This is a genomic window from Paramagnetospirillum magnetotacticum MS-1 (assembly GCF_000829825.1).
GTDB lineage: Bacteria > Pseudomonadota > Alphaproteobacteria > Rhodospirillales > Magnetospirillaceae > Phaeospirillum > Phaeospirillum magnetotacticum.
On the sequence record NZ_JXSL01000023.1, the window covers coordinates 158,781 to 185,663 of the forward strand.

General features: G+C 56.8%; 18 protein-coding genes and 2 pseudogenes. 6 read left to right on the forward strand and 14 right to left on the reverse strand.

The features are described 5' to 3' along the window. Positions 1 to 14: 14 nt before the first annotated feature. From CCC_RS06735 to CCC_RS21100, 3 genes are all read left to right on the forward strand, one after another. Positions 15 to 1,556, forward strand: coding sequence for a DUF2079 domain-containing protein (locus CCC_RS06735; RefSeq protein ID WP_041040415.1), 1,542 nt, complete (start codon positions 15 to 17; stop codon positions 1,554 to 1,556). Positions 1,557 to 2,545: 989 nt separating this feature from the next. Then, on the forward strand, positions 2,546 to 3,316 hold the full coding sequence (locus CCC_RS06745) for an ABC transporter permease (RefSeq protein ID WP_009868099.1): 771 nt from the start codon (positions 2,546 to 2,548) through the stop codon (positions 3,314 to 3,316). Between the two features lie 2 nt (positions 3,317 to 3,318). Further along, positions 3,319 to 4,050, forward strand: coding sequence for an ABC transporter ATP-binding protein (locus CCC_RS21100; RefSeq protein WP_009868097.1), 732 nt, complete (start codon positions 3,319 to 3,321; stop codon positions 4,048 to 4,050). 19 nt (positions 4,051 to 4,069) lie between these two features. Here the strand turns inward: CCC_RS21100 and CCC_RS06755 are convergent, their stop codons facing one another. The 5 genes from CCC_RS06755 to CCC_RS22920 form a co-directional block, all read right to left on the reverse strand. Next, positions 4,070 to 5,044, reverse strand: a complete 975-nt coding sequence (locus CCC_RS06755; protein WP_052472963.1) for a glycosyltransferase family 2 protein — start codon at positions 5,042 to 5,044, stop codon at positions 4,070 to 4,072. 194 nt (positions 5,045 to 5,238) lie between these two features. Next, complete coding sequence (locus tag CCC_RS22415; protein ID WP_160295522.1) at positions 5,239 to 5,394, reverse strand: hypothetical protein; 156 nt, start codon at positions 5,392 to 5,394, stop codon at positions 5,239 to 5,241. Positions 5,395 to 5,396: 2 nt separating this feature from the next. Continuing rightward, a complete protein-coding gene (locus CCC_RS21665) occupies positions 5,397 to 5,630 on the reverse strand; it encodes a hypothetical protein (RefSeq protein ID WP_082036526.1) in 234 nt (77 codons plus the stop codon). Between the two features lie 23 nt (positions 5,631 to 5,653). Further along, positions 5,654 to 5,869, reverse strand: coding sequence for a hypothetical protein (locus tag CCC_RS06760; RefSeq protein ID WP_041040418.1), 216 nt, complete (start codon positions 5,867 to 5,869; stop codon positions 5,654 to 5,656). A 22-nt stretch (positions 5,870 to 5,891) separates the two neighbouring features. Beyond that, positions 5,892 to 6,017 (reverse strand): hypothetical protein, encoded by a 126-nt coding sequence (locus tag CCC_RS22920; protein WP_269078871.1) that lies wholly within the window; start codon positions 6,015 to 6,017, stop codon positions 5,892 to 5,894. 232 nt (positions 6,018 to 6,249) lie between these two features. Here CCC_RS22920 and CCC_RS06765 point away from each other — a divergent pair, with 232 nt between their 5' ends. The 3 genes from CCC_RS06765 (at position 6,250) to CCC_RS06775 (ending at position 11,057) form a co-directional block, all read left to right on the forward strand. After that, complete coding sequence (locus tag CCC_RS06765) at positions 6,250 to 6,744, forward strand: hypothetical protein (protein ID WP_152619720.1); 495 nt, start codon at positions 6,250 to 6,252, stop codon at positions 6,742 to 6,744. Between the two features lie 93 nt (positions 6,745 to 6,837). After that, a complete protein-coding gene (locus tag CCC_RS06770; protein ID WP_236686321.1) occupies positions 6,838 to 8,106 on the forward strand; it encodes a sensor histidine kinase in 1,269 nt (422 codons plus the stop codon). 44 nt (positions 8,107 to 8,150) lie between these two features. Beyond that, positions 8,151 to 11,057 (forward strand): chemotaxis protein CheB, encoded by a 2,907-nt coding sequence (locus CCC_RS06775; protein ID WP_236686322.1) that lies wholly within the window; start codon positions 8,151 to 8,153, stop codon positions 11,055 to 11,057. 537 nt (positions 11,058 to 11,594) lie between these two features. Here the strand turns inward: CCC_RS06775 and CCC_RS06780 are convergent. The 9 genes and pseudogenes from CCC_RS06780 to CCC_RS06820 all read right to left on the reverse strand — a co-directional run. Then, on the reverse strand, positions 11,595 to 11,984 hold the full coding sequence (locus tag CCC_RS06780) for a response regulator (protein ID WP_024080704.1): 390 nt from the start codon (positions 11,982 to 11,984) through the stop codon (positions 11,595 to 11,597). Next, the gene (locus tag CCC_RS06785; protein WP_041040424.1) at positions 11,974 to 13,041 is read right to left on the reverse strand and encodes an HD domain-containing phosphohydrolase; all 1,068 of its coding nucleotides are present in this window, start codon (positions 13,039 to 13,041) and stop codon (positions 11,974 to 11,976) included. Before CCC_RS06785 ends, CCC_RS06780 begins: the two co-directional genes overlap by 11 nt. Continuing rightward, on the reverse strand, positions 13,025 to 15,508 hold the full coding sequence (locus CCC_RS06790) for a hybrid sensor histidine kinase/response regulator (RefSeq protein ID WP_160295523.1): 2,484 nt from the start codon (positions 15,506 to 15,508) through the stop codon (positions 13,025 to 13,027). The genes CCC_RS06785 and CCC_RS06790 overlap by 17 nt, the downstream gene beginning before the upstream one ends. 78 nt (positions 15,509 to 15,586) lie before the next feature. After that, entirely contained in the window at positions 15,587 to 17,077 is a 1,491-nt protein-coding gene (locus CCC_RS06795) for a GAF domain-containing protein (protein WP_041040426.1), read from the reverse strand. Between the two features lie 3 nt (positions 17,078 to 17,080). Next, positions 17,081 to 21,613: an EAL domain-containing protein gene (locus tag CCC_RS06800; RefSeq protein ID WP_041040428.1), complete on the reverse strand. Its 4,533-nt coding sequence runs from the start codon at positions 21,611 to 21,613 to the stop codon at positions 17,081 to 17,083. Between the two features lie 670 nt (positions 21,614 to 22,283). Then, positions 22,284 to 22,466 (reverse strand): annotated as a pseudogene (locus CCC_RS06810) (DDE-type integrase/transposase/recombinase); the annotation flags it as partial. Positions 22,467 to 22,768: 302 nt separating this feature from the next. Further along, positions 22,769 to 23,374, reverse strand: a pseudogene (locus CCC_RS06815) (IS630 family transposase); the annotation flags it as partial. A 54-nt stretch (positions 23,375 to 23,428) separates the two neighbouring features. Beyond that, positions 23,429 to 23,587 carry a response regulator gene (locus CCC_RS21670; protein WP_082036528.1) on the reverse strand — a complete coding sequence of 53 codons (159 nt, stop codon included), beginning with the start codon at positions 23,585 to 23,587 and terminating at the stop codon, positions 23,429 to 23,431. 65 nt (positions 23,588 to 23,652) lie between these two features. Then, the coding region (locus tag CCC_RS06820) for a response regulator (protein ID WP_052472965.1) at positions 23,653 to 26,883 on the reverse strand (3,231 nt) is incomplete at its 5' end.

Below are 26,883 nucleotides of genomic sequence, written 5' to 3' on the forward strand. Positions count from 1 at the left end.
CAGCCGAAACGGGTATGATGACGGTGACGCAGTTCAAGCGTGAGGATAGGCTGGCGGCGATCTTTGCCTTGGGTCTGGCGACTGTGCTGGGCGGCATGGCCATTCGCCGTTATTCCTCGTGGCATGCTGGCTATTTCGACCTGGGCATCTATTTCAACCATCTGTCCGCCATTGCCGGAGGGCATTGGGACAGGGCGTTCAGTGGACACTTCCACCCCATCTTGCTGCCCCTGGCCCTTCCGTTCACGATCCTTCCCGCCGATATGGCCGCTCGGGTGCTATTGGCATTGCAAGCGGTGGCTCTGGCCTTGCCGATCCCGGCATTGCGCAGGGCCTTCGGGTGGAGCGCCGCCATTGCTTACGCGCTGCATTTCGCCGTCTGGTACAATGGACTGTTCGAATATCATCCTGACCACCTGGCGATTCCGTTAGCGGTCTGGTTTCTGCTGGCGGTCCGCGCCGGACGGTTCGGCGAAGCTTTGGTGCCTGCTCTGCTGACGGCGCTGATCAAGGAGCCGTTCGCATTACAGACCGCCGCTTGCGGGATCTACCTTCTGACCTTGCGCCAATGGCGCCTGGGCTTCCTCCTTGTGGCTGCGGGAAGCGCCTATTTCATGGGAGCATGGGCTGTCCTGTCAGCGTCGCAATGGGCTTGGCATGCGGCAGATCCCAGTGTTTTAGCGCCCAATTTGTCGATTCCAGCTTATGCGGCAGCCTATTCCCGATTGGGAAATTCGCCCGGCCAGATGTTGTTTTCCCTGATATTCCACCCACTCGATTGGATCGGCGACATCCTGCGGGAACGCCCAAAAATATTGTACCTCGCGTTTCTGTTCGGCTCGTTCGGCTTCCTCCCGTTACTGAGACCGCGGCCATTGCTGCTTGCCGTTCCGCCTCTGGCGTTGTCGTTGCTGTCGAGTAATCCGCATTACTATCACTGGGAATATCATTACACCGCCGGGGTTGTCGGGCCGCTGGCTGTGGCATTCGGAGAGGGGCTAGACCTGCTACGCCGCCTGAGGCTGCGGATAAGTCCAACATTGCTCGGGGCGACAGTAGCTGCGGGAGCGCTGATAGCTCATGTGGTTTTAGCCCCATCCCCCCTGGGGCAGGTATTCCGACGGTCGGACATGTGGACATTCAATGCTACGGCCTATGGCCGCGGCGAACATGAGGATCGCCTGGACCGCCTGATCGAGGAATTCGTTCCGGATAATCCCGATATCGCGGTCAGTTCTCAGAGCATGGTCACCGGTAGCAGGCTGTTTCGCCGCACCTATCTGATCCCCTTCCCAGCCGGGGTATTCGAGCCCTACCGCCGTCCAGTCTTCGACCATGGGCGGTGGCGGAGCGATACGGTCATGGCCGACATCGTCGTCCTTGACCTCAAGCGGCCCTGGTCTTCGGATGATCAGGTCTGTCAATGGAAGGTGACAACCTGCGAGGATGGCGAGGTCTCGAAGTGGTTCCTCTTGACCCAGGAGCGCCTGCGGACCGAGATGGATGTACTGTGCGACCAGGATGGCATCATGATTTTCCAGCGCCGGCGGTCCTGATAATCCCCCCGCTTTTAAGATTCATCGCGGAATTCCGGGGAAGGTGGCCCAGATCTTGAGGAAAAAAATAACCGCTTAAATCGTTGGGCCAAGGTGGGCATCTGGCTCAGGATATTTGAGACATTCGCGGCACAATCACCGCAATCCCTGCAATTCATCGATAGTTCGATTATCCATGCCCGCATCTTGTGTCGTAGCGCCGCAACAAACGGCGCAAGCCAATGGTCAAGATCGCCTTGCCAGTCCACGTCCATTGATCGGCGCCCATAAGCCGACCTTTTACAAATCACGCAAACTTGCCTTTTGGAACCCCAAAAACGCGCCAGCAGTTAGAAATATGCCAAAGTAGTGCCAGTCAGAACGAAAAATCGGATGGCGTTGGTTACGGCCATTCCTTGTTGTCTCTACCCTGGCCGCGCCACGACGGGCGCGCCATGCCCGGCCAGTCCGGGCCCCCAGCTGAAACTACTTGCTCTCCACAGTAAGAATTGCCTACTCCACCAAAAAAACAGGGCGTATTATTGGGGAGATTTTCAAATCAGGAGGACAATCATGTGTAGGAACATTGCCCTGATGGCGTCTGCTATGATCCTCTTCTCCGGCGCGTCTTGGGCGCAGATGCCCGGGCCTGTCGTCGCGCCGGTGACCTCGCCTCAGACGACCGGCTCGACCGTGCAGAGCACGTCCGACGCGGCAAAGACCCTGACCCCGCCTCCCGCCGCTGCGACAGAGACCAAAGGCGACTCGAAGCCAGCCCCCAAGGCCAACTAGGCGCCGCAACAAACCTGCCAAACACGGGAGTTCCCCCAATAGCGGCCTTGACGCACAGCGTCATGGCCGCCCGCCCCATCCGGCAAAGGTCGGAGCTGCCGGACCGTCTCGGTGGCGGCGGAGGAGTTTCCTGGAGCGGTCGGGGCTTCTGAAGGTTGCCGAGGAGTTCCCCCCGACTTAAGGTGCGCCGGTTCTCCGCTTCGTCTGGACCCCCCTGTATGAGCCAGCCCCCTGCCAATGCTTACCTCCCCCTGGCGCTTCTGCTGGCCCGGATCAGTCTGGTCAACGCCTTTCGCCGTTCCGGACTGGGGCCGCTGTGGAGTTCTGTCGGAGTGCTGGTCGCCGTGGGCACCGTGGGTCTGCTGTTCGGCACCATGCTGCGCAGCCTGCTGATCAGCTTCGAGGATTATATCAGCACCCTGGCCGCCGGTCTTGTGATGTGGACGTTCCTGGCCGCCGTCGCCAATGACAGCGCCATCGCCTTTGCGCGCTGGATGCCGATCCTGCGCCATTCCCGCATTTCCATGCCGGTGATTGCCCTGTCGGTACTTCTGCGCCACCTGCCGGTGCTTGGCCTCAACATCGCCCTGCTGATCGTCTTGCAACACGCTGTGCTTGGCCGGGCGGTGGAGCCGCTGCCCATGCTGGGGGCAGTCTTGCTCCTGGTGGCCAATGTCTATTGGATCGGCGCTCTCGCCTTTGTCCTGGGGGCAAGATTTCGCGATATCGGGCAACTGGTTCCCGCCGTGATCCAGCTCGCCTTTTTGCTGACTCCGATCCTTTGGCCGCCTTATTTCCTGGGTCGGTTCGAATATCTACTGTCCTTCAATCCGTTCTATTTCCAATTTTCGATCCTTATGGCCGCCGCCGCCGGTATCCAGGTTCCGTCATACCATTGGATCACCGCGATGGGTCTGGCGGTGGCAGGCGGGGCGCTAACCCTTGGCGTGTACCGCTGGTCGAAATTCCGCTGGCCCTACTGGATTTGACGATGGCCCGCATAAACCTCACCGCTGTCGATGTCACCTTTCGCATCTTCGATGCAGGTCAGCGTTCGTTCACGCGCCATCTGCTGCCGGGAACCCGTGCCGAGAAGGGTCTGGAGATCGCCGCCCTCAGCGCGATCACCCTGGTCCTGGAGCCAGGTAGCCGGATTGCCCTGCTCGGCCCCAACAGTTCCGGCAAGACCACTATGCTTCGCGTCATGGCCGGTCTGGTACCTCCCCTGCGGGGAACAGCCAGCATCCACGGCCGTCCCGGCGCAGTCTTCAGCATCGGCTTCGGCGCCTTACCCGAGGCCAGCTTGGCGGACTTGGCCTATGCCCAGGGACTGCTGATGGGAGTTCCCCCCGCCTTGGCCCGTGCCAAGGTCGATGAGATCCTCGATTTCGCCGAAATCCGCTCCCAGGCCAAGTGCCCTGCCCATGTGGCGCCACCCGGTGTCCTGTCTCGGCTGGGTACGGCTGCCGCACTCTGCCTGAACGCCGACATCCTGCTGTTCGACGAGGTTCTGGACAACATGGACCCGCATTTCCACGGCAAGCTGGAAACGGCCATCGCAGAGCGGATCGACTCGGGTGCTATTCTCGTCATGGCGGAACGCTCGCGCGGCCTGCTGTCGCGCTTCTGCTCGGAAGCGCTCCTGCTGTGCGATGGCCAGCTCAGCGCCAGAGGCCCTCTGGACGCCATCCTCCGCGATGGCGGCGCGTCGCTGACTTTTTGAGAGCTGAAAAGCCGCCTGTCTATTTCGCCGTCACGTTGCCTGCCAAACGCCCCCGGCGGCGGCGGAACATGGTCCGCAGGTCCGACGGCAGCGTCCCCACGCTGATCAGGGCGAAGCGCAGCCAGAGCAGCGCGGAGATCAGAGTCACCACCCAGGCCGGATACGTTGCCAGGAAGTGTTTGTGGAAGTAGTAGCTGGCGCTGCGGGCCTTGTGCCACTCGACAAAGGCCTGGGGAACGTCGCTGGTGCTAAGATAGTGATAGACTGGGGCATTTCCGCAATACAACACCCGTCCACCCGCCTTGATGATGCTGATGCACAAATCGACATCGTCGAAATGTAGGAACAGATTGTCGTCCATTCCTCCGACCGCGCCATAATGGGTCTTGCTGATCATCATAAAGGCGCCAGAGACGGTTGGAACCTCGACGACCTCATGAACGCCCTCATCTTCGTAGAGATGTAACCGGCGGAAATAGGGATGGTTTGGAAACAGACGGTTGATGCGCGTCAGTTCTATGAAAGCCCGCCAGGGTGTTAGAATCTCCCGGCGACCGCCGCGCTGCTCACTTCCGTCCATATTGAGCAGACGCCCGCCAGCCAGCCACGCTCCGGGGTTGGCGGCCAGGCAGCGGAGTACGGTCGTCAAGGTTCCCGGCGGCGTCACCAGATCAGGATTGACGAAGGCCAGATACTCTCCCCGTGCCGCAGACACCCCCAAATTACATCCCGCCGCGAAACCGATATTCCGTCCGGGAGAAAGCAGTCTGATGCGCGCGTCGGCCGCGGCAAGGTCACCCAGCCACATCCGAGTCGCGGCATCGTTGCCGTTATCGACCACAATGACTTCCAGCAAGCCCTCTTGCCCCAGCAAGGCCCCCAGACACTCACGAAAGGAGGGACCCGTCCAATAGGACACGACGACCGCCGAGACCCTGTGCAGCGGTCCGCCTGGCCCATCGGGCGAACGCGAATCTTGTTCGAAATCAATCATCGATACATCTATCTGGTGGGACGGGAACTCTTGGAATGCCTAGGCCACCATAACACCCGATGGCACCCGTCAACCAGACCCGGCCGTGGGCCGGGGCAGAGATACCGCGCCCCTACAGCGGCGGCTACCTCTCAATCTTCAGCGCGGAGCCGATTCCCCGCACCATGCCAAGCCCGTCCGAACGATCCGCGGCCTCACTCGGACTTGGCGGCCGATGGGGAAGGATGAGCCGGTTTCTTCGTCGGCTGGTTCCGGGGTTCGGAAAAGATTGATGCCTCCGGGGCGGCTTTCTTTGGCGGTGCCTTGGCTTTTTTCGGCTCGCGTCCGCTGCGTTTTTGTCCCTTGGCCATGTCTATTCTCCTGTTCTCATGATGCGATCACGGGTTCGGGCCGGGGTGGCGCGAACCCGCGAAATGGAATCCTTGAATCCCTGTGTCCAACGCTCCCGTTCGACGGACAAGCAGTATGGATTGAGGCGCTCGGCCACGGCTTCCATATCGTCCGGATCAAGATTGCCGTGTTGCCGCCCCGCCCCCCAGCCGCTGGCGTAAATCCGGCTCAGTTGGAATGTCGAGCTCTCTGTCATGGGCATCCCCTGCGGTAATCCGGTCACAAGCCCTCGGACCGGGCGTTGCAATAGCTTCTCCAGGCCGGAGCCAGATCGGCCGGATCGTCGAAGTCGATACTCACCGCGGTCTGATCGAAGCGGGTGCCGCGTCTGAAGTGCCAATTTCCTTGGCTATGCGAGGCGTTGAGGAACAAGGCCAGCTTGTTCATCCCCTCGATCCCGCGAGAGACGGGGAATTCCATCATGGTGAGGGTCATATCGGGCACTCCTGGCTGAGACTCAGCCCAAATGGGGGCGAACCGCGACCCAGATGGCAATGGTAAGAACCAGGGCCAGAGGAACCAGGATCGGCGGAACCATCCAGTCCTTCAGCGCGAAAGAGCATTTTTGTAATTGGGCATTCATTTTACAGCCCTCCTAAAAAATATTAGCGGCCATCAATTGATATATAATGGCAATTAAATTAATTTCAAATGCGATCACAGGATATTAATCGCAAGAATCATCAGCGATATTTTTTATAATTTATTTTCGGTACTCAAAATAATAATTTCCCAAAATTGCACTGCCATTCGTCAAAGCGCTACAATTGATGACGTTGTACCTTTGCGCTCGCCGATCGACAGGAGGTGTTGTGATGAATCCTGGATGCATACCGATCCGATTGAAACTGGCGGAAATTTGTGCGGCGGCATTGATAGAGGCGGCGGAATGTATCGAGGCTGCCCGCGATGTGGGCGCCTTTGTCGATGCTCTTGACGGCAACCACCGCCTTTGGCTGATCCTGCGGGATATTGAGGCCAGGGATGACTGGATTGCGCCATCAATCCAGGACACCGAGTTTGCCACAATGAATTCGGCCGCCCTGGGGATGGGGATCAGCGATGCCGTCGTCGGCGCGGTGGTCGTCATCAACCGGCAGATCGCCGGGCAATTGGCCTGTGGCGCCGATCTGGACGGCATCCGCGCCAGGGTCCGCCTGGCCTATCGTGAAAGCGGCGGAGGCAGCGGCTTTGCCCCCTGGGCTCTGGCTCAGATCTATACCCGAAGCCGCCGCCGGAGCGCGTTCCCTCGCACCGAGCAAAGAGGAGGTTGTCAGGCAGAGGCAGGAGCCAATCTGCAACTTTCCTAATGAGCCCAGCCAACATTCGGTGTAGGCTTGTCAATCTGGCGTAAAGTATTAGGTCCCAAGGGCGCCGTTCTCTGACAGCGAAGTGCATTGTTCATGACAAAGCCTACCGCCCGCCCAGACATTCCCTTCACTGTGCCCGCTGATGCCACGGCGTTGGCCGTAGACGGGGTTTCCCTGTCACCTGAACACCTGCTGCACGAGTTGCGGGTCCATCAGGTCGAACTTGAGATGCAGAACGAGGAGTTGCGGCGGGCCCAACAGGCGCTGGAGGAATCCCGCGACCGTTATGTCGATCTCTTCGAGTTTGCCCCGATCGGCTATCTGATCTTGTCCGACACGGGCATCATCAACGGGATCAATCTGACAGGCGCCAGCATGTTGGGAGTTGATCGAGCCAAGGTGGTGTCTCGGCGCTTTGCTTCCTTCGTCGCCGCCGCTGATCGGGACCGCTGGCTTCGGCACCTGGTTCATGCCAACCATCACCCTGGCCGCCAGGAATGCGAATTGATGCTTGTGCATGGCGACGGGATCGAGTTCGCGGCCCATCTCGATTGCCAGCAGCAGATGCAGGACGGCGTTTTGGTCCTGCGCGTCGCGCTTTCCGACATCACCGAGCGCAAGCGGGCGGAAGCGGAACTGAACGCAACCCGGGACGCCCTGATGCTGGCCAATGAGAGATTGCTGGGCTCGAACCGGGATCTGGAGCAGTTCGCCTATGTGGCCTCCCACGATCTGCAGGAGCCCCTGCGCATGGTGGTGAGCTATGGACAATTGCTGGAAAAGAAGTACCGCGACCGGCTTGACGACGATGCGCACGCATTCATCGGCTTCATGGTCGAGGGCGGGGCCAGGATGCAGTCCATGGTCACCGATCTACTGGAATTCTCACGGGTCGAGCGTACGGGAGGGGGGCGTGAAGGCTTCGTCAGCGACGAGGCCGTGGCCGAGGCACTGCTCAGCCTGTCCCAGGCCATCATTGAAAGCCGCGCCCAGGTAACCCATGCCGGTCTGCCGACCATCTTCTACGACCGCCACCAGTTCATCCGCCTGCTGCAAAATCTGATCGGCAATGCCGTCAAATACGCGGACCCCGCCCGGCCGCCGAGGGTCACCGTCACCGCCCGGCATCAAGGCCATGAATGGGTGTTTTCCGTCGCCGACAACGGGATCGGAATCGATTCGGCCTATTTCGACCAAATCTTCGCCATCTTCCGTCGCCTCCATACCCGCGATAGATACAGCGGAACCGGGATCGGCCTTGCCGTGTGCAAGAAGATCGTCGAACATCACGGCGGCCGCATCTGGGTCGAATCTCATCCGGGAGAAGGGAGCACATTCCTCTTCACGGTGCCCGATCCTTGAGATTCCGCATACGCGGCCATGATGCGGGGACGGGAGACCATCCAGTGACCAGTAAAACCCGAACGACGGCCGCGGCGGTAAAGCAAGCGCCCGACATGCCCATCGTCGGCGTGGGAGCTTCGGCAGGGGGGTTGGAGGCGTTCGAGGAATTCTTCCGCCATCTGCCCATGGACAGCGACATGGCCTTCGTGCTGGTGCCGCATCTTGATCCCAGCCACACCAGCATCCTGACCGAGATCCTGCAGCGGGCCACCACCATGCCGGTGGTCGAAGCCGCCGATCAGGTCGTGGTGAGGTCCAACCATGTCTACGTCATCCCGCCCAATCGCGACATGGCCCTGCTTCGCGGCACATTGCAGCTGAGCCTGCCCGAACAGCCGCGCGGCCAACGCATGCCCATCGATTCCTTCCTGCGCTCGCTGGCCGAGGATCAGGCAGAGAACGCCGTCGGCATCATCTTGTCGGGAACCGGCTCGGATGGCACTTTGGGCTTGCGGACCATTCTCGGCAATGGCGGCCTTACCCTGGTGCAAGACCCCGCCACCGCCAAGTTCGACGGCATGCCGACCAGCGCCATTCAGGCCGGATACGCCACCCATGTCCTGCCCCCCCACCGGATGGCCGAGGTCCTGCTGGCGGCCCACCGCCATCAGGGGGTGCGCAAGAACACCCCCCCCACCCCGGCCACCATCAGCGGCATGAACCAGATCATGCTGTTGTTGCGTTCGGCGACCGGCCATGACTTTTCCGGCTACAAGAAAAGCACCATCGGCCGGCGGATCGAGCGGCGGATGGCCCAGCACAATATCGAGGATATCGACGTTTATGCCCGCTATCTCAAGGCTCAGCCGGACGAGATTCAGACCCTGTTCAAGGAATTGCTGATCAACGTCACCAGCTTTTTCCGAGACCCCGAGGCTTTTCAGACCTTGAAGAAGGATATCCTGCCCCAGATCCTGGCAGGCAAGGCCGAGGACTATGTGGTCCGCCTGTGGGTGGCCGGATGCGCCACCGGCGAGGAGGCCTATTCCATCGCCATGATCCTGCGCGAGGTCATGGAGGAGATGGGCCGCGAATTCAAGGTCCAGCTCTATGCCACCGATCTCGATGACGACGCCATCGCCATTGCGCGGGCCGGGCTCTATCCCGCCAATATTTCCCAGGATGTGTCGCCCGAGCGGCTGCGCCGCTTTTTCGTCAAGGAAGAGGGTGGCTATCGGGTGAAGAAGGACATCCGCGAGATGGTGGTCTTCGCCATCCAGAACGTCATCAAGGACCCGCCTTTCACCAAGATGGATTTGGTCTCGTGCCGCAATCTGATGATCTATCTGGAGGCGGAGTTGCAGAACCGCCTGATTCCCGCCTTCCACTATGCCCTAAAGCCCGGTGGCGTGCTGTTCTTGTCGCCCTCGGAAAGTATCGGCGGCCATGCCGAACTGTTCTCCGCTCTCAGCCGGAAATGGAAGTTCTACCGGACGGCGGTCCCTGCGGCGTCGAACCGCATGGTGACGACCGGCACTCCAACCTGGATCACCGCGGGCTCCAGCCGTTTACCGGCGGAAGTGGTCGGCAAGGCGAAGGAATGCAATATCGCCGAACTGACCCGCCGCGCCCTGGTTCTGGCCTTTGCGCCGGTCTCGGTGATGACTGACTTCAAGGGCGATATCCTCTATGTCCATGGCGACACCGCCCACTATCTGCGGCCACCACCGGGCCAAGCCACCCTTAACGCCGTCGATATGGCCCATGATGGTCTGCAGTTGGAATTGCGGGCCGCTCTCAACCTTGCCGTCACCCAGGGCGTGCCGACCCTGGAGCGCGAAGTGTCGTTTACCGCCGCTGGGGAAGTGCGAAAGATTCGCCTCGGTGTAAGGCCCTTGCCCGACCCGGATGCGGGTGCCGGAATGGTTCTGATCAGCTTTCATGATGCGCCCGTTTCCCCGTCCGGCAAGACGGCCCGTCGGCGGAGTGGCGGGCCGGTCGATCTTGGGCGCATCGAGGAACTGGAACGCGACCTCGCCTATACGCGGGCGAACCTCCAAGCCACCATCGAGGAACAGCAATCCTCCAACGAGGAAATGAAATCCACCAACGAGGAGCTCCAATCCACCAACGAGGAGCTCCAGTCCACCAATGAGGAATTGGAGACCTCCAAGGAGGAGTTGCAGTCGGTCAATGAGGAACTGATCACCGTCAATGCCGAGCTTCAGGCCAAGATCGAGCAATTGGGCTCCATGCAAAATGACATGAAGAACCTGCTCGACAACATCAATGTGGGCACCATCTTTCTCGACGATCGCCTGACCATCCGCCGCTTCACCCGCGAGGCGGCCAAGGTTTACCGTTTGGTGGGCACCGATGTGGGCCGCCCGTTGAGCGACATCAAGTCCGATCTGGACGAGGAAGACCTGCTGGCCAAGGCCTGCACGGTGATCGAGACGCTCATCCCCTATGAGCGCGAAGTGCGCACCATGGGCGGCGAGTGGTATTTGACCCGCATCCAGCCCTATCGCACCCTGGACAACGTCATTGACGGCGTGGTGATCACTTTCTCCAATATCAGCGCCCGCGTGGCGGCCGAAATGGCCGAGCGCGAAGGCAACGACATCGCCGAATGCGTCATCGCCGCGGTGGGCCGCCCCCTTCTGGTTCTGGACGAAAACTTCGCGGTACTCTTTGCCAGCGACGCGTTCTGCCGCGATTTCAAGGTCTCTCAGACCGAGACGCAGGGACGGTCGGTCTATGCCCTGGAAGGGGGGAAATGGGATTCTCCGGCCTTGCGGGACCTGTTGGAAAACATCCTGCCCCGCCAGCAGAGCTTTGAAGGTTTCTCGGTGGAACGCGCCGTTCCCGACAAGAAATTTTATCTTGGCGGCCGTAGGATCGTCTGCCGTACCAGCGGACGCCCCCTCATCCTTCTGACCGTCGAGGAATTGCCGCCTGGCCCGTGAGGCCTATGCGGTACCCTCCGGCTTTATCTCAAATCCTCTCACCAGGAGAAATGGGGGCAGGGGGAGAGATGAGGTCAAAGGCAGGGTCGAGGGCGATCCCCCCATCTCGCCGCTGGCTTGAGGGGCGGCCGGATTTCAAGAAATCAATCGAGGCTGATGCCACTCGTCTCCAGACTGTTACCCGTCCCGCATTGGGCGAGGTGTTCTTCGTTCCGGTCGCAAAGGACGGGTCTCCTCGTTCCGTGAACCGAGAAAATTCTACGTTCCGATCCCTCTATTTCCAGGGGGGATTACCGACCCACAACTAATTCTGTTGGACAGCCCGATGTTGAATGCGGCGGCCCGACATTATCGCCATAGCCGTTAACCAATTTGATTGTGGGGGCTGAATCGTCTGAGAGTTGCCTTGTCAGCGGGTGGTTTCTGTATCCTGGGGCGATTGACCCCACTGTGGTATTTGACCGCACTGCCCTCGGAAGCAGCCGTTCAGGACGAAGGCCAGATCCGGCAGGTCAGTGCCAGAAAGAGCCATCCGCATCAGGCACGGCCAAGCACCTTCTCCACACCAGTGTGCAGAATTTTTACGGAGACTGGCTTCTCGAGAAATAGATCGACCCCTGCAGCATAAGCCGTCTCGGCATTCTTCTCGCCGACCATCCCCGTTACCAGAACGATAACCGTTTTCGGATCGATCCCGTCTACACCTGCCCGGATACGACGGGTGCATTCCAGTCCGTCCATTACATCCATCTGCCAGTCCATGAAGACGATGTCCGCCCCGCCAGCCTGGAGGGCGGAAATGGCCTCGGCACCATTGGCAGCCGAGACGATCTCCGTAATGCCGAGAGCCCCTAAAACCATATGGATCAGTTCTCTCATCTGGGCATTATCCTCGACGATAACAGCGCGCCTGGGCTTAACCTTCATGAAACTGCTCCCTTAATGCAACGATTTCGGGCAATATGCCGAGAAACACCTCTACGAGCCTTGGATCAAAGTGCTTGCCGGACTGATCCTTTACTAGGGCAACCGCCTTTTCCAGCGGCCAGGCTTCCTTGTAGGGTCTTGACGAAGTCAGGGCGTCGAACACGTCGCAGATGGCGGCAATACGGGCCTCTATGGGGATATCCTCACCCTTGAGACCCTGGGGATAGCCGCTGCCATCCCATTTCTCATGATGGCATAACGCCACATTGCGGGCCATCATGAGTAGTTCAGATTTGTGCTCGCCAATAATTTTGGCCCCTATCGAAACATGCGTCTCCATAATCTTGCGTTCTTCGGGGTCATGCCGACCGGGCTTGAGTAGAATATTGTCGGGGATACCAATCTTACCGACATCGTGCATCGGCGTTGCGTAAAGGATCAACTCCGCCCGCGCAGCCCCCATTCCAGCAGCCAATGCCAGCATTTTGCACGAGTGACTCATGCGCATCACATGCATACCCGTTTCTTCGTCGCGGTACTCCCCAGCCAGACCGAGGCGTTCGATGATCTGTAGCTGGGTCTCGCGCACCTCTCTTGTGCGCTCTTGGACAATCTCTTCCAACTCGTCGGCACGTAGCCTCTGTCGCTTGTATAACCGGCGAGTCTCCAGCATGTTCCGAATGCGCAGGAGCACCTCCCACCGCCTAAAAGGCTTGCTAACGAAGTCTCGCGCTCCAGCTGCCAGCGCATTAAACCTCGTCTCGTCATCAGTTTGAGCGGTAAGAACCAGCACTGGCAGCCAGTCGCCGTTCTCCAGCGTGGCAGCGAGCTCCTCCATTACTTGGACGCCACTCATATGGGGCATGCGGATATCAAGCAGGATGATGTCAAAGTCGTGAGTCTGGTGAAGGCCCACCACATCGCGTGGATCGCATGTGGAAATTAATTTGGTGCAGCCTTCCCCAAGCAGCAGGGCTTCAAGAACTGCAACGTTGGCGGGTTCGTCATCGACAATGAGGATATGGGAAGTGCGAAGCACATCAGTGGTGATTGGCATGCTTGTATTCCATCTCGCGAGACAGGGTGCGAACAAGCTCCGGCAAACTGACTGGCTTTGTTAGGTAATCTGCGAAACCGCTGTTCCGCGCCCGCTCAATTGTGGCACTGCTGGCATCCGCGCTAAGGCCGATCACGGGAATATGGCGTATCGAGGCATCTTCCTTTAGCCGGGCGACGGCCTCAAAGCCGTTTATGCCAGGGAGATTGATGTCGAGTAGAATCACATCGGGCTGGCGGCTGCGGGCCAGGATCAGCCCCTCTTCTGCATTGTTCGCGGTAATTAACCGCATGGGGGCGAGTTGCTCGAACAGGGCCTCCATCAAACGCATATTGAAAACATTATCCTCGATGTAGAGAACGAGACGATCCTCGAAGCAGTAATGGAGATTGCGCCCGCCATCGGTTGCGGCTGCGGGGGACTCTACCTTCTCGTCACACAACGGGAAGTCCAACCAGAAGCGTGAGCCTTCATCAACCACGCTGGAAAAGCCAATGCGCCCGCCCATGGCCTCAATGATGCTTTTGGTTAAAGCTAAGCCGATACCAGTGCCCTCAGTCGCAGTTGCATCGGCACCAAGCCGATTGAATGGCTTAAACATTTGATCCTGCATGTGCTCGGGAATACCCTTGCCGGTATCGGCGATGGTCAACCTGTGAAAGCTATCCTCGGTGGTCTCGCACGAGAGGGTCACCGCGCCACCACGTCGGTTGTACTTAGCTGCATTGGAGAGCAGGTTGAGGATTAATTGCTTCGTGCGCTGGGGATCAGCCAGGATCGTAGCGTTACACGCTACGGCCTCATTGACCGGCGTAACCTCGTATTTGGTAAAGATAGGCGACGACAGCGAAACGCATTCCTCGATTACTGAGCCGAGATTAATCGCCGTCATCTCCTGTGTCATGGCTCCGGCCTCGACCTTAGCCAGATCGAGCACTTCGTTGATGAGGTCGAGCAGATGTGAGCCGCCAGCCAGGATGTGATCAACGTATCCACGCTGCTTGTCGGTCAGGGGGGGGCCATAACCCGCGAGCAGCACCTCAGCGAAACCAAGGACGGCGTTCAAGGGAGTCCGCAATTCGTGGCTCATGTTGGACAGGAAATCCGACTTCGCCTTGTTCGCAGCTTCCGCGGCAAGCTTGCTCTCTCGCAACTGGATCTCGATTTTTTTGATCTCGGTTACGTCCGTCCCCGTGCCACGATAACCGACAAATCCACCTTCTAGGTCGAACACCGGCACGCCACATATGCGGAGAAATTTTCTCCCTCGAGGGGTGTCAACCAAATAGTCGAAATCTTTAAATGGACGACGATTGTATAGATTGTCGTGATATCGGTTCAACTCGGCTTGATCTATCTCGGCGATCATCGAATCTCGGGTCTTTCCAATAATTGACTTCGGGTCAAGGTCAGTCGCCGCACCAAAACGCCCGGAAACCCAAGTGAAGCGGAGTTCCGCATCCATCTCCCAGTACCAGTCTGAAGACGCCTTGGCAAAATCAGCAAAGCGATCTCTGCTGTTCCTGGCATCGATCTCCATCAATTTCCTGGCGGTGATGTTCGTATGGGAGACGACGGCCCCCGGTTCCGATCCGGTAAGCGGGGAAATGTTCAGGCTAAACCAACGCTGCTCCGTCGGCGAATGGCATGGATATTCCAAGGAAATTCCTGACAAACGCCCATTGATAACGTCCAGAATTGCATTAGGCGTCAGTTCAGGGGGGCATTCACTCGCTTCCAGCCCACAAACAGATCCATAAAAATCACCAATGCAGAAGTTGGCTGGCCCATTATTGGCCACAGAGAACTCGCGCCACGCCTTGTTGACCATGGCGATGCGCCCCTGGCCATCAAGGACCGCGATATGCTGCGGCATGCAGTCAATAATCAGGGCAAGCTTGTCACGTGTTATCGCTAATTCTGCAGAATGTCGGGACGCAGTCTCCTCAGCAATTTTTCGGTCGGTAATGTCCATTACCGTAGTGAGACAGCGCCACCCCTCACCCCACTCAGTCCCAAGGCGAACGCTTTTTAGGATGATGGGGACTGGTGCTTTTTGATGAGGCGTTAGCCGAGTTTCTGTCGTGGCATTCCCTTGTGCCCTCACCAGAGAAAAGTGGCCATCCACGCCCTGACGGACATTGCCATCCACAAACATTCGGAATGGCATACCCATCACATGAGCCCGATCAGCACCAATAAGCTTCAAACCCGCAATGTTGACATCAATTATTGAAAGACGATCATTCAGCACAAAGTATCCTACTGGCGCACAGTCAAAAAGATCACGATTTTTGTTATTTTGTTTCTCAATATCCTCGCGAGCCTGCTGAAGCTCATCATTCTGAGCTCTAAGCTCTTCCTCATGTACTCTTAAATTATGGAGGGTTTCTTCAAGAAGGTGCTGCCCCGCATCAGGGTCATCTATAACAAGCCGACGAAGCGCAAGGTCCTCATCGTCCTGCATCTGCCTCTCAATTTCGAGCTGGTGTTTTTCGACCATATTAGCACCGCGTCAGATTACGATTGGACATCCGTCTGGGGCCTATAACCATTGGAGCAATGTGTTTCTGAATCTAGCCGCAGTCATCCTCTCGTCGTTACTCCATGGACGGCTATAGCCCGATTTGACCTCGATCCATTTTTCGAATGATCGGCGGGGAGAGAGCATTACTACCCCAGCCTTTTCAACCACCGGCTTGTTTGGGTTTCCAGCCCAAGCGACTTCCTGGGCCATAGCAGGCCTAAACCAATAAAACCGAACCCATCCAGACCGCAAAGAACGCGCCTTTATGGCGACCATGCCACTCACCACAGCAAGCAGGCCAACTTGACCATGGAAAAGATCATCCAGGTGATCTGAAATCACGACTGTGTCACGGCTTTCGTTCAGAAACCAATCGTCTATCACCCCCATTCCATCTAGATCAGGGGCCTCACCGGTGATCACCACATCATTTCCGATGGCCATAGCAAAGCCCTGCGCGCCCATAGCCTTCATCAACTGATCTTTCATCTTGTCGATGCCGTCAAATGGGTCTTCGTGTTGAGCGAGAGCCTCTAGAATTTTTTCGATGCGCCGGTCTAGGCTATCCAGAGATTGAATGCGCCGTCCCGCAAAATAGGAGGTGAGACCAAGGCTGTAGGCATTAGTCAGAGATACACATGCCGAACGTTGATCATGGGACAGGAGGTGAGGTTTGAGACTATGACAGGCGACAAGCCCCCACAGCTTGCCGGTAACTCGGATAGGCACCGAGAATGAAGCTCCAACCCCCATATGATTGAGATACTCCAGATGAACCGGCGAAACACTGCGCAGATCAGACCAAGCTAAATCAGCGGGAACATCTCCCAATCCGAGCAGCGGAACAGGCTGAGCTGTGGCGTCTGGGATCATTCGGCAAGGATTGAGGACATAAAGATTCCTGGCAATTGCAGGAATATCGCTGGCAGGAAACCGCAATCCTAAATAGCTGCCCAGTGCCTTCGTGGTTGCTTCGGAAATGACTTCACCCGACCAATCCTCTTGAAATCGGTAGATCATCACACGGTCGTAGCCAGTCACCATCTGGAAGGCTTGCACCAACATATTGTGGTGCTCCATGACTTCGTCATCGTCATAGGGAACAGACAGCAGCGGGGACTGGAGTTGTTGAACGGGGATGGGAGCACTCGGCATGGCGCTTCTCTCGATTTCAATAAGAATGAAATCGACGCCACGAACCGCCAATACGTCCACTCGGCCACCCATGAACTCGGCGGCACTATCCATGCGAAGGCGCTTCCCCGGCTGGTCCGGCAGGGCCTCGAGGGATACACCGGGCAGGAAGTTCAAGGCTTCTAATTTTTGACCTAAAGCTTTTGTAGGATCAGTTCCGATAAAATCTGCAAGATTTGATGATACGTGGGTTACCGTTCCCGACTTTGAATCGATGCGAATCAACGCGCCAAAAGACTGGATCGCGCCCGACAAATGCAGTTGCTCCGATTCGCAGCGTTGCACGAGGGCTTCCAACATAGACAGCGTTGTCATGCATTACCTCTTGGGTGGCTTGCGGGAAGATTTTCCCCCAGACTCAATCACCTTGGCAAACGCCTCCGGTGACAAGGGGCGATGGAACAAGTACCCCTGAACCATGTCACACCCCTCCTCCTTCAAGACCCCTAATTGGTCCTCGGATTCGACGCCTTCGGCCACCACTCGCATCCCTAATGCTCTGGACATATCGATGATCGCTTTCGCGATGGAGCGGTCGTCCCTCTCTAGGGCGATGCCGTCAACAAAACTGCGGTCGATCTTAAGCTCATGGATAGGCAGCTTTTTCAAATAGGACAGGGATGAATAGCCGGTGCCAAAGTCGTCGATGCTCACCTTCATCCCCATCCCGTCGAAGCTGGTCAGCATCTCCTTCACCATGTCTATTCGTTCCATCAGGGCGCTTTCAGTAAGCTCAATGCCAATGAGCTCGGAGGAAATTCCCGAATTATCAAGCCAAGAGCCGACCTTTGCAGCGAAGCCTGCATCCCGAAGCTGGTGGGCGGACACATTGATGGCAATACGGGGAACGGTAAGTCCCTTGTCTCGCCAAAAGGCAATCTGCTCCAGCACCATGGTAAAGACGGTTTCACCGATTGCTCCAATCAGGCCGCAGCTTTCGGCGATTGGAATAAAATGGGCCGGTGAAACTTCACCCAAGTTGGGATCGCGCCACCGCAGAAGCGCCTCCGCACCGACCACCTCTCCCGTGAGAATATCCACCTGCGGCTGGTAGCACATGCGAAAGCTATTGGTCTCAAGCGCCAACCGCAGACCCGTTTCCAGGGTCAGGCGTTGCAGAGCGATCACCTTCATTTCATCGGCAAAAAACTGATATTGGTTCCGACCCCGCTCCTTGGCGCGATACATGGCAGTGTCGGCATGCTTCAGCAGGGTAAGACTATCTTCGCCGTCATCGGGAAAGACGCTGATTCCCATGCTGGCAGAGACAAATAGGCTTTTATCGTTAATGCTGAAGGAAGCTCCCAGAAAATCGACAATACGGCTTGCCACTGAGTTGACCTTTTCGAGGCTTACATCTGTCAATACAGCAACAAACTCATCTCCACCCAACCTTGCAAGCGTATCAGAATCTCTTACGCAATGCTTAAGGCGCTCAGTCGCCTGCTTCAGAAGTTGATCACCCACATCATGACCTAGGCTGTCATTGATCACTTTGAAGTTATCGAGATCAATGAACAGGACCGCCAGCTTAGTCTTTTGTCGCTTGGCTTGTGCCACGGCATGCTTGAGGCGATCCATCAACAAACTTCGATTGGGTATCCCTGTCAATTCATCGTGAGTGGCTAGAAATTCGATGCGTCGCTGCGAGCTCTTGATAGCGGAAATATCGCTGAAAATAGCCACGTAATTGACGACTGAACCGTTTTCATCACGAACCGAATTGACGGTCAGCCATTCCGGATAAATTTCGCCATTCTTGCGGCGATTAAAGATTTCCCCTTGCCAACATCCCTGCTCAATCAGGGAACGCCACATGGCATCATAGAAGTCTTTTCCGTGTTTCCCCGATTGCAGAAATCGTGGGTTCTTACCAATAACCTCTTGATGGCTATATCCTGTGATGCGGCAAAACGAGTCATTGACGGTTATGATATTGCCTGAGCTGTCCGTGATGGTGATTGCCTCTCCCGCACGATCAAAAACCTTGGCGGCCAGCCGCAATTGCTCTTCCGCGTGATGTTTCATTGTGACGTCGGTCGACTGAGAGCAAACCGCACGGACCACGCCGTTGGAGTCAAAGATGGGAAAACGGACAGAGTCTAACCAGACCTTTGACGTGGGGAACACCATCTCCTCAAGATGCTGAATGGCGGAAAGCTGCCCCATCACTTCGAGGTCTCGACTTCTCAGTAGTTGGGCTATGTCACGACTGAAGAGCTGCTGGTCGGTTTTGCCAATCACTTGTTCCGCAGTGATACCAAATAGCTCCTCAAACCTCATATTTATAAACTCATAGCGACCAGCCGCATCTTTTAGAGAAACGGCAGACGTTGAGTGGTTCATGATGGAAAGAAGACGCTCTTGGCTTTCGCGTATTTGCTCCTGGGCCTCAACAAGATCAGTATGGTCGACAACAACCAGAACGACACTCAGCGGCGTACCTGTCAGACTCATGGACGGCGTGACAAACACCTGAAATGTCCGCTTTCCAAACGTGATCTGGAAACTTTCTTTACGTTGCTCGGTTAGGGCAGCGGTGAGGCTCTTATCGATGTTGTCGAGAAAGGCTGGTAACTTGAGGCGTCCTATATGCATTCCGCTGGCCGAGAGCGGCAAGTCGTAGGTCTTAACTGCCGCACCATTGGCCCTCTTTAGGAAAAGTTCCGGGTCAAAAACCATAATTGGAAAATCAATTGTGTTATAAACGCCCTCGAAATCACTATTTATAGCCGACAGCTCGGCAGACTTTATTAAACTCTCCTCATTTACGCTCACCAACTCTTCGTTAGTGGCCTGAAGTTCCTCGTTTGAAGCCTCCAACTCTTCATTAGAAGCTTGCAGCTCCTCATTAGCTGCCTGCACCTCTTCATTAAGAGCCTGCATTTCCTCATTGGAGGCAGCCATTTCCTCCATCAAGGTTTGGAGGTGCTCTCGAGTCGAGGCCAACTCATCGTCGGGAAAAACCTCAGAACCATCCTGTGACTCGGCTTCCCTGACGGCGTTAGCGGCGTCGGTTTGGGCGGAGCGTTCAAAAACAACCAAGAAAGTGTCCGCTTCAGCCTGCTGTCCCACTGGATGAACCGCTAACCGCCAAACCTGTTTGTCTAATGATGCAATCCGTCGCTTCCGACTATAGGAACTGGCCTGACGACGACGGGCGCGATGCATCGTGGTCAGGATTTCATTGGAGAACTCAGGCACTATTAGTTGGGCGAGATTCATTTCCGGCGTTCCCGTCGGAAAATGGATAAAACGAGAAACAGGTCCGTGGCTATGCAATATCCGGCATCCTGAATCAATCAGCATCGCCGGGCCGAATTGGTCTGCAAGAGCGTTCAGGAAAATCCGTTCATTCGATCTGTCCGGATTTCTCGGCTCGTGCTTTGGAACTTTAAGCTGCCCCCTTACCAGCTTTCCCATAGTGATGGGGCGGCTCTGCCCCCGTGGACGAAAGATTCTGGCCCGCCGATCCACTGACGCAAACATGGCCTCCTGCTGAGTAACTGTTTCAGAGCGCCCAAGAAACAGCAGGCCGTCTTCGCGAAGCGAATAGCGCAGAATCGATAAAACCTTGGCCTGGAGATCAGAGTTGAAATAGATCATCACGTTGCGGCAGGTGACTAAATCCAGCCTCAGGAACGGCGGATCAACGTTGACGTCCTGTCGTGCAAAGGTGACGCAGTCTCGCAGTTCCTTGGTCGGTTCAAATCCGTTACCACAAGGAATAAAATATTTTGAAACATACTCTTGGGGCATTTCAGCCATGGCGGTCTGGTTATATATACCCCGCCGCGCAACGCTCATTGCGTTGTTGTCGATGTCTGTTGCAAAAACCTGGAGTCGACTTCCAATTCCTCTCTCGGAAATTAATTCCGAAAACATAATAGCCAGCGAATAGGCTTCCTCACCAGTAGCGCACCCGACGACCCAAACTCGGATTTCTTCACCAGGAAGTTTACGGCCCACGATCTCACGGGTGTGCCTCTCCAAAGCGCGAAAGGCATCCTTGTCCCGAAAGAACTCTGTTACAGAAATCAACGTTTCTTTGGCCAGAGCATCGAGCTCGTCGGGATCGCTATCCGTCTTACTCAGATATTCGGCGAGGGTTCCGGTATTGGTCGCAGCCATCCTTCGCTGTAAACGTCGCTGGACCGTGGACAATTTATAGCTGGAAAAGTCAATCTTAGTGCGCAACCGAACCCGCTCAAACAGGTCTGATAATTCAGCTGGCCGCTGTTCACCACTCTCAAGATTTGGCAACATGCCCGGGAAGCGCACCAAACGCTCTAATTCGCGCCCAATCTGGTCTGGAGATACAATTCGGTCAGCAACGCAGGCATCTATAGCCGAACGCGGCATGCCATCATATTTGGCGGACTCGGGAATTTGGACAAAAGTGATGCCCCCCGCCGACTTGATTGCTCTCAATCCCCTCGTGCCGTCTGATCCGGTGCCAGAGAGGATAATTCCAATGGCGCGCTCCTCAAATTCGTCGGCCATGGACTGGAAAAGTATATTGATTGAAGGCTTGGGGGAGATTTCCGGAGATGCTTGGCTAAGGACGAAACACTCGTCCTTGAAAACCAAATTTGTACCAGGTGGGATTATGTATATGACGTCGGGTTGGGGGCGCTCACCATCGGCGAGTTCTCGAACCGGCAGTCTGGTCTCACGAGATAGAATGTCCGCCATCATGCTGCGATGCGTAGGCGACATGTGTTGGGCGACGACGTAAATGCAGCCAAGGTCCAGTGGAAGACCTGCTACAAACTGGCTAAGAGCCTCTAATCCTCCGGCAGAGGCACCAATTCCAATCACATGCGGCTTGTTGTCAACTTTTACATCCATGCAATTCAGCCTCTGACCGCAACAAATCCCGTTCGATTCAAGCCCCCCACATAACGCAGTAATATAATTAAAGCTGCACCGACCAGATCATTAAAAATACAGACAAAAAATCACTAATATCCTACCAAATAACTTATATTTACCCACCATCTCGCTTCGAATATGTACATGAAAATATATACTCCATCAAGATTCTAGCGACGCTCAAAATTGGGGAGTATCACGGAAAGTTCATATTGTCGTCAGCCGAACACGCGATCTGATCAGCGTTAAGCAGCCCTGATTCCCACCCATAGGCTGCATTTTTTGGCAGATTGCATCAACCATTCTCCTTCAGTGACCGCATAACATCTTCCTGACTGGCAGCAACCCGTAGCTCATCATCCATGAACCTGCTCTTGGTTAGGGGTTTGGTAGAATTGCCCCTTTTTCCGTGCGTCAATTCAACCAGAGTGAAATTACCCTCGGCCTCTTGGATCTGAAGAACATCCCTCCAAGCCCTGCCTAGAGATTGCTTCATTCCATCCCCCAGTTTTCGCGCCCCGCCCATGACCATGACGATTTCCTCAACCGCGGCGGTAATCCCCCCGTTTTTAACGGGGTTGGAACATAGAACTCACGCGGCCAATTTCAGTTTCTGGGCGGGTGTGATGCCGCCGATGGCCATATTGGGTCTGCCACGCCATTCGATGATCCGGTTCAGCATGCGTACGACCCGTTCGGCGGGTAGCGAGAAATCCACCTCGATGCCGAGCCCTTCGCGGTTGAAGTCGTCGAGCACGTTGAGCAGCCTGAAGGCCCTCCCGTCCTCCAGCCGGTCAGCCATGAAATCCATGGACCACACCTGGTTGATCCCGGTGGACCTGATCATCATGAACCCCAAGGATCACCAGACGGTGGTCTACAAGGACGGTGTATCAAGCCAAGATGAGCGGCAAGGCCCGTGGCATCATGGGGGCAGACGAGGTGATCATTCCTAACTTAACGCCACATGGTGCCCCGCAGTCTTCGACAGACCTTTGAGGGTCATGTTGAGCCAGTTGGTCGGGTCGAGGCGGGAGACCGCTGTGCCCCCGGCAGCCGCCATCCAGCGTGAGCGTCCGCTATGCCGGGTCTGTGCCATGACCGGTCATATGCGGACAAGCGGGATCAGATCATCGTCCCGCACCGTCCAGGCTTCAACGGCAGCCCCGGTTGGGTACGATCGAGTGCCTGGATCTGGCTCTTCTCATCCACCGACAGGACGATGGCGTGGGCCGGGGGATTGACGTAGAGGCCAACGATGTCGCGGACCTTGGCGGCAAAGTTCGGATCGTTGGACAGTTTGAACTGACGCCAACGGTGCGGCTGAAGGCCATGGGCACGCCAGATTCGCTGGACCGAACTGACGCTAATGCCCGCCAATTCAGCCATGGCTGCGGCCGTCCAATGCGTGACCTCACGGGCCGGTTCGGTGGAGGTAGTTAGAGTCACCACCCGCGCCGCCACCTCGTCTCCGAGCGGAGGGACGCGCGAAGGCCGGGTCTTGTCCCGCAAGAGGCCGTCCACGCCTTCCTGCATGAACCGCTCCTGCCAACGCCAGACGGCGGTCTTAGCCTTGCCGGTCAGACGCATGATTTCGACGGTCCCAATGCCGTCGGCGGTCAGCAACACGATCCGCGCTCGCCAGACGTGCTTCTGTGGGCTGTTGCGGTCCGCGACCACCGTCTCAAGGCGGATACGGTCGGCGGCGCTCACTTCGACGATGATCCCTTCGCGCATCCCCCAGACTCGCACATCCGGCCAGCCGGGGGAATCCACCACAGGACTCTTTCGTCAGATTTTGACCACTAGGTTATGCTTGTAGGAGTTCAATTTGTCCCAAGCGTCCTCGCCGTCGATGGCAAGGTCAACGCTGTAACCGGCGCCGATCAAGGTCTCGGAGAGTAGTTCTAGACAGATTGGGTCGTCATCCACGACGAGAATGCAGGTCATGCCCCCTCCTTGCCGGGAATCGACGTCCCCGTCTCCTATATCGGACGCCTACCCAGGCTGAACATTCATTGCTCGGGTCCGCCCCGAACGGCACTTCTGAGCAGAGCCAATGCCTCCTCAAAAGCGAAGTCTTCGATGTTCTGAGCGATCGCGGCGGCTTGACCGCCAATTGCCGCCCGAAAAATGGCCTCATTGTCGCGATAGAGATTTCCCGCCGCCATGTCGTCCCTGGACAGAAGTTCGTCAAGTCGACTCAAGAGAGTACTGGCCTCGGCCTTGTCCACGTCGCCGCCAGCTGGCCGCTCGCGACTTCCAGTGGCTTGCGGGGCCGCCACCACGGGCCGCAGCCGGTCGCGCATGGCCTGGAATTCATCTTCGAGCAGCCGCGCCTTGTCAGCGAGGTCAGCGGGCGCGTCGCCCGAGGCATTCTTGAGAGCAGCTTCAATCTCAGCGGCGATCCTCCGAAGACCTTCAATTCCCAGGGTCGCCGACATTCCCTTCAGGGTATGGGCAATCCTATGCGCCGCATGAATATCCCCCGAGGAGAGGGCCTGAATCAGATGATTGCCATCCTGATTTTCAATGAACTTCGCCAAGAGCCGGAGATAAAGGTCCAAACGCCCATTGGCCGCTTTGAGGCCTGCAGCGACGTCAAGGCCGTCGATCGAAGACAGCCGGTCGCGGGCAAGGCCGTAATCCGCGTCATCAGCCTTGGTGTCGCGGGAAGACGGCGGGCGAGATCCGTCTTTGCGGTCGGCCGTCGCCGGAAGCCATTTCAGCAATGCGAGGTAAAGAGCCTCAGGGTCCACCGGCTTCGCAATGTGATCGTTCATGCCCGCGTCGAGACAGGCATTGCGGTCTTCATCAAAAGCATTTGCCGTCATAGCCAAGATGGGCGTTTTCACGTGGTTCGGAAGCTTTCGAATCGCGCGTGTCGAGGCCAATCCATCCATGTTCGGCATCTGCATATCCATCAAGATGACGTCATATTGGCCTTGGGCTGCCTTATCCAGTGCGACCTGGCCATCTTCCGCAACATCGACATCAAGGCCGACGGCACAAAGAAGTTCGACAGCGACCTCCTGGTTCACCAGATTGTCCTCTGCAAGCAGAACACGGCCGCCGCGGCGATGCAGAAGGACGGATTCGGCTTCTCCCGCGGCGAGCCCCCCCATGATCGTATGCTTGCCGGAAAGCGCGTCCTGCAAGCCATCGAACAGCCGGGACGGCGTCAATGGCTTCAGCAACATATTGTGATACCCCGTTTCGGCCAGGACATCGGCGGAGACGCTATCGCCATAGGCCGTGACCAGCATCCTCGCGGGCTGACGCGAGATCGGCAGCAAGAACAATCGCCGCCCTAATTCAAGCCCATCCATCCCAGGCATCTGCCAATCTATCAGAAGAATGTCGAATGGCTTTTTGGAGGCGTCGGCTTCTTCCACTGCGGCGAGAGCGGAAACGCCATCAGCAACAGCCGAAACCTGCAGACCAAGCATTTCTAGCATGCCGACATGGGCCTCTAGGGCATCACTGAGATCATCAACCACAAGAGCACGCAGGCCGCTGGCCTCGACCCGCTTTGATGGAACATTCCCACCACCCAGGGGAAATGATAAGGGAACTTCGATCCAGAAGGAACTTCCTTGGCCAAATTCGCTGTCTACGCCGATTCGCCCCCCCATCATCTCGGTCAAACGCTTGGAGATCGCAAGACCGAGACCAGTACCCCCATACTTCCGGGACGTCGATGAATCAGCTTGCTCAAATGCCTGAAACAAACGCGATTTCTGCTCGGTCGTAAGGCCGATACCGGTATCGGACACCTCAAATCTGGCCACGAGGCCATTGTCATCGCGGCTTACTACAGAGCCTCGTAGCGCAATGCTTCCCGATTCGGTGAACTTAACGGCGTTGCTGGCAAAATTGAGTAGAATCTGTCCAATCCGCAGGCCGTCGCCATGAAGATTTGCCGGAAGGGCATGCATGGCTACCACGAGTTCCAGCCCTTTGGCTTCTGCCTTATCATGGACAAGAGTGCATACGGTCTCGATCATATGCTCGATCTCGAAATCGGTATTTTCGAGTTGGAGCTTCCCGGCTTCGATTTTAGAGAGGTCAAGAATATCGTTGATGATATTGAGCAGATGGCGAGCCGCCGTGGATACCTTATCCAGCCTTGTTCTTTGCGTTTTGTCAGCAATATCGCGTTGCAGCAGATGGGTGAGCCCAATGATCGCGTTCATGGGCGTGCGTATTTCATGACTCATGTTTGCAAGGAAGTCTGATTTGGCCCGAGCCGCATCCTCGGCCAGCATGCGCGCTCTCTGCATTTCCTCCATAAGGGCATGTTCTTGAGTAATGTCGTCGATGACCCAGACAGATCCCTGGGTCGGGTCTCGGGCATCAACGGCATGGGCTGTCAAGCGCGCCCAAAATAGGCTGCCGTCCTTGCGCAGCAATTGCTGCTCGCGGCGATGGGTCTGGCCCTGCCAAATTTCCTCGTAGGCCTCGCCGCCGCCGCCGATCCAACTGTCCTCGTCGGCGTACCAGATCCGCTTGGGCTTCCCGACCATCTCGCCATCGGGCCAGCCGAAGATCTCGTGGAGCTTTCGATTGCAGCGCTCCAGGATCCGATTTTTAATCAGGACGATGCCGGAGGTCGCCGAGTCCAGGATTGCCTGCTGTTCTGCAAAGGCCAACCGCAACGCTTCGGCGGATTTGCGCTCATCGGTTATGTCCTCGAAAATGGCGACAATGCCTTCGTTGGGCGCGGCGGCATTGAGGGCCTGCACCGCAAGTCGGGTCCAGAACGGCGAGCCGTCCTTCTTGCGAAACTGCTGATCGCATTCGTAGGTTTCGCCTTGCCCAACCTGCTCGTAGATCTCATGCCCAAGCCGCTCCCAGTCGTCATCATCCAGATACCAAACACGGGTCTGTTGCCCCTCCAACTCCCCGAGGCCGTAGCCGAACATTTTGTCGAGACTTCGATTGCAACGAATAACGACCCGCTCCCGGATGAGAGCAATGCCGACCCCGGATGCGTCAAAGATCGCCTTCTGTTCCTGATTGGCAATGGAGAGAGCGTTGGTCCGCTCTGCGACCATCAGCTCAAGGTGATCCTTGTGAAGCTCTAACTCCCGCATCATCCGCTTTTTGTCGGTGACGTCTTCCTTGATTGCAAGGTAATGGGTGATTTCGCCATCCGCCTGACGGACCGGGGCGATATGGGCGAATTCGACATATTCGCTGCCGTCCTTGCGGCGATTGACAAGTTCGCCGTGCCAAGACTCACC

What these genes read in the sequence shown, in the direction of transcription:
- CCC_RS21100 (WP_009868097.1), top strand. Translation starts at nt 3,319, where the DNA reads ATGGCCCGCATAAACCTCACCGCTGTCGATGTCACCTTTCGCATCTTC.
- CCC_RS06755 (WP_052472963.1), bottom strand. Translation starts at nt 5,044, where the DNA reads ATGATTGATTTCGAACAAGATTCGCGTTCGCCCGATGGGCCAGGCGGA.
- CCC_RS06790 (WP_160295523.1), bottom strand. Translation starts at nt 15,508, where the DNA reads ATGCAGGACGATGAGGACCTTGCGCTTCGTCGGCTTGTTATAGATGAC.
- CCC_RS06785 (WP_041040424.1), bottom strand. Translation starts at nt 13,041, where the DNA reads ATGCCAATCACCACTGATGTGCTTCGCACTTCCCATATCCTCATTGTC.
- CCC_RS06735 (WP_041040415.1), top strand. Translation starts at nt 15, where the DNA reads ATGATGACGGTGACGCAGTTCAAGCGTGAGGATAGGCTGGCGGCGATC.
- CCC_RS06765 (WP_152619720.1), top strand. Translation starts at nt 6,250, where the DNA reads ATGAATCCTGGATGCATACCGATCCGATTGAAACTGGCGGAAATTTGT.
- CCC_RS06795 (WP_041040426.1), bottom strand. Translation starts at nt 17,077, where the DNA reads ATGACAACGCTGTCTATGTTGGAAGCCCTCGTGCAACGCTGCGAATCG.
- CCC_RS06770 (WP_236686321.1), top strand. Translation starts at nt 6,838, where the DNA reads ATGACAAAGCCTACCGCCCGCCCAGACATTCCCTTCACTGTGCCCGCT.
- CCC_RS06780 (WP_024080704.1), bottom strand. Translation starts at nt 11,984, where the DNA reads ATGAAGGTTAAGCCCAGGCGCGCTGTTATCGTCGAGGATAATGCCCAG.
- CCC_RS22920 (WP_269078871.1), bottom strand. Translation starts at nt 6,017, where the DNA reads ATGAATGCCCAATTACAAAAATGCTCTTTCGCGCTGAAGGACTGGATG.
- CCC_RS06800 (WP_041040428.1), bottom strand. Translation starts at nt 21,613, where the DNA reads ATGGATGTAAAAGTTGACAACAAGCCGCATGTGATTGGAATTGGTGCC.
- CCC_RS06760 (WP_041040418.1), bottom strand. Translation starts at nt 5,869, where the DNA reads ATGACCCTCACCATGATGGAATTCCCCGTCTCTCGCGGGATCGAGGGG.
- CCC_RS21670 (WP_082036528.1), bottom strand. Translation starts at nt 23,587, where the DNA reads ATGACCTGCATTCTCGTCGTGGATGACGACCCAATCTGTCTAGAACTA.
- CCC_RS06745 (WP_009868099.1), top strand. Translation starts at nt 2,546, where the DNA reads ATGAGCCAGCCCCCTGCCAATGCTTACCTCCCCCTGGCGCTTCTGCTG.
- CCC_RS22415 (WP_160295522.1), bottom strand. Translation starts at nt 5,394, where the DNA reads ATGGCCAAGGGACAAAAACGCAGCGGACGCGAGCCGAAAAAAGCCAAG.
- CCC_RS21665 (WP_082036526.1), bottom strand. Translation starts at nt 5,630, where the DNA reads ATGACAGAGAGCTCGACATTCCAACTGAGCCGGATTTACGCCAGCGGC.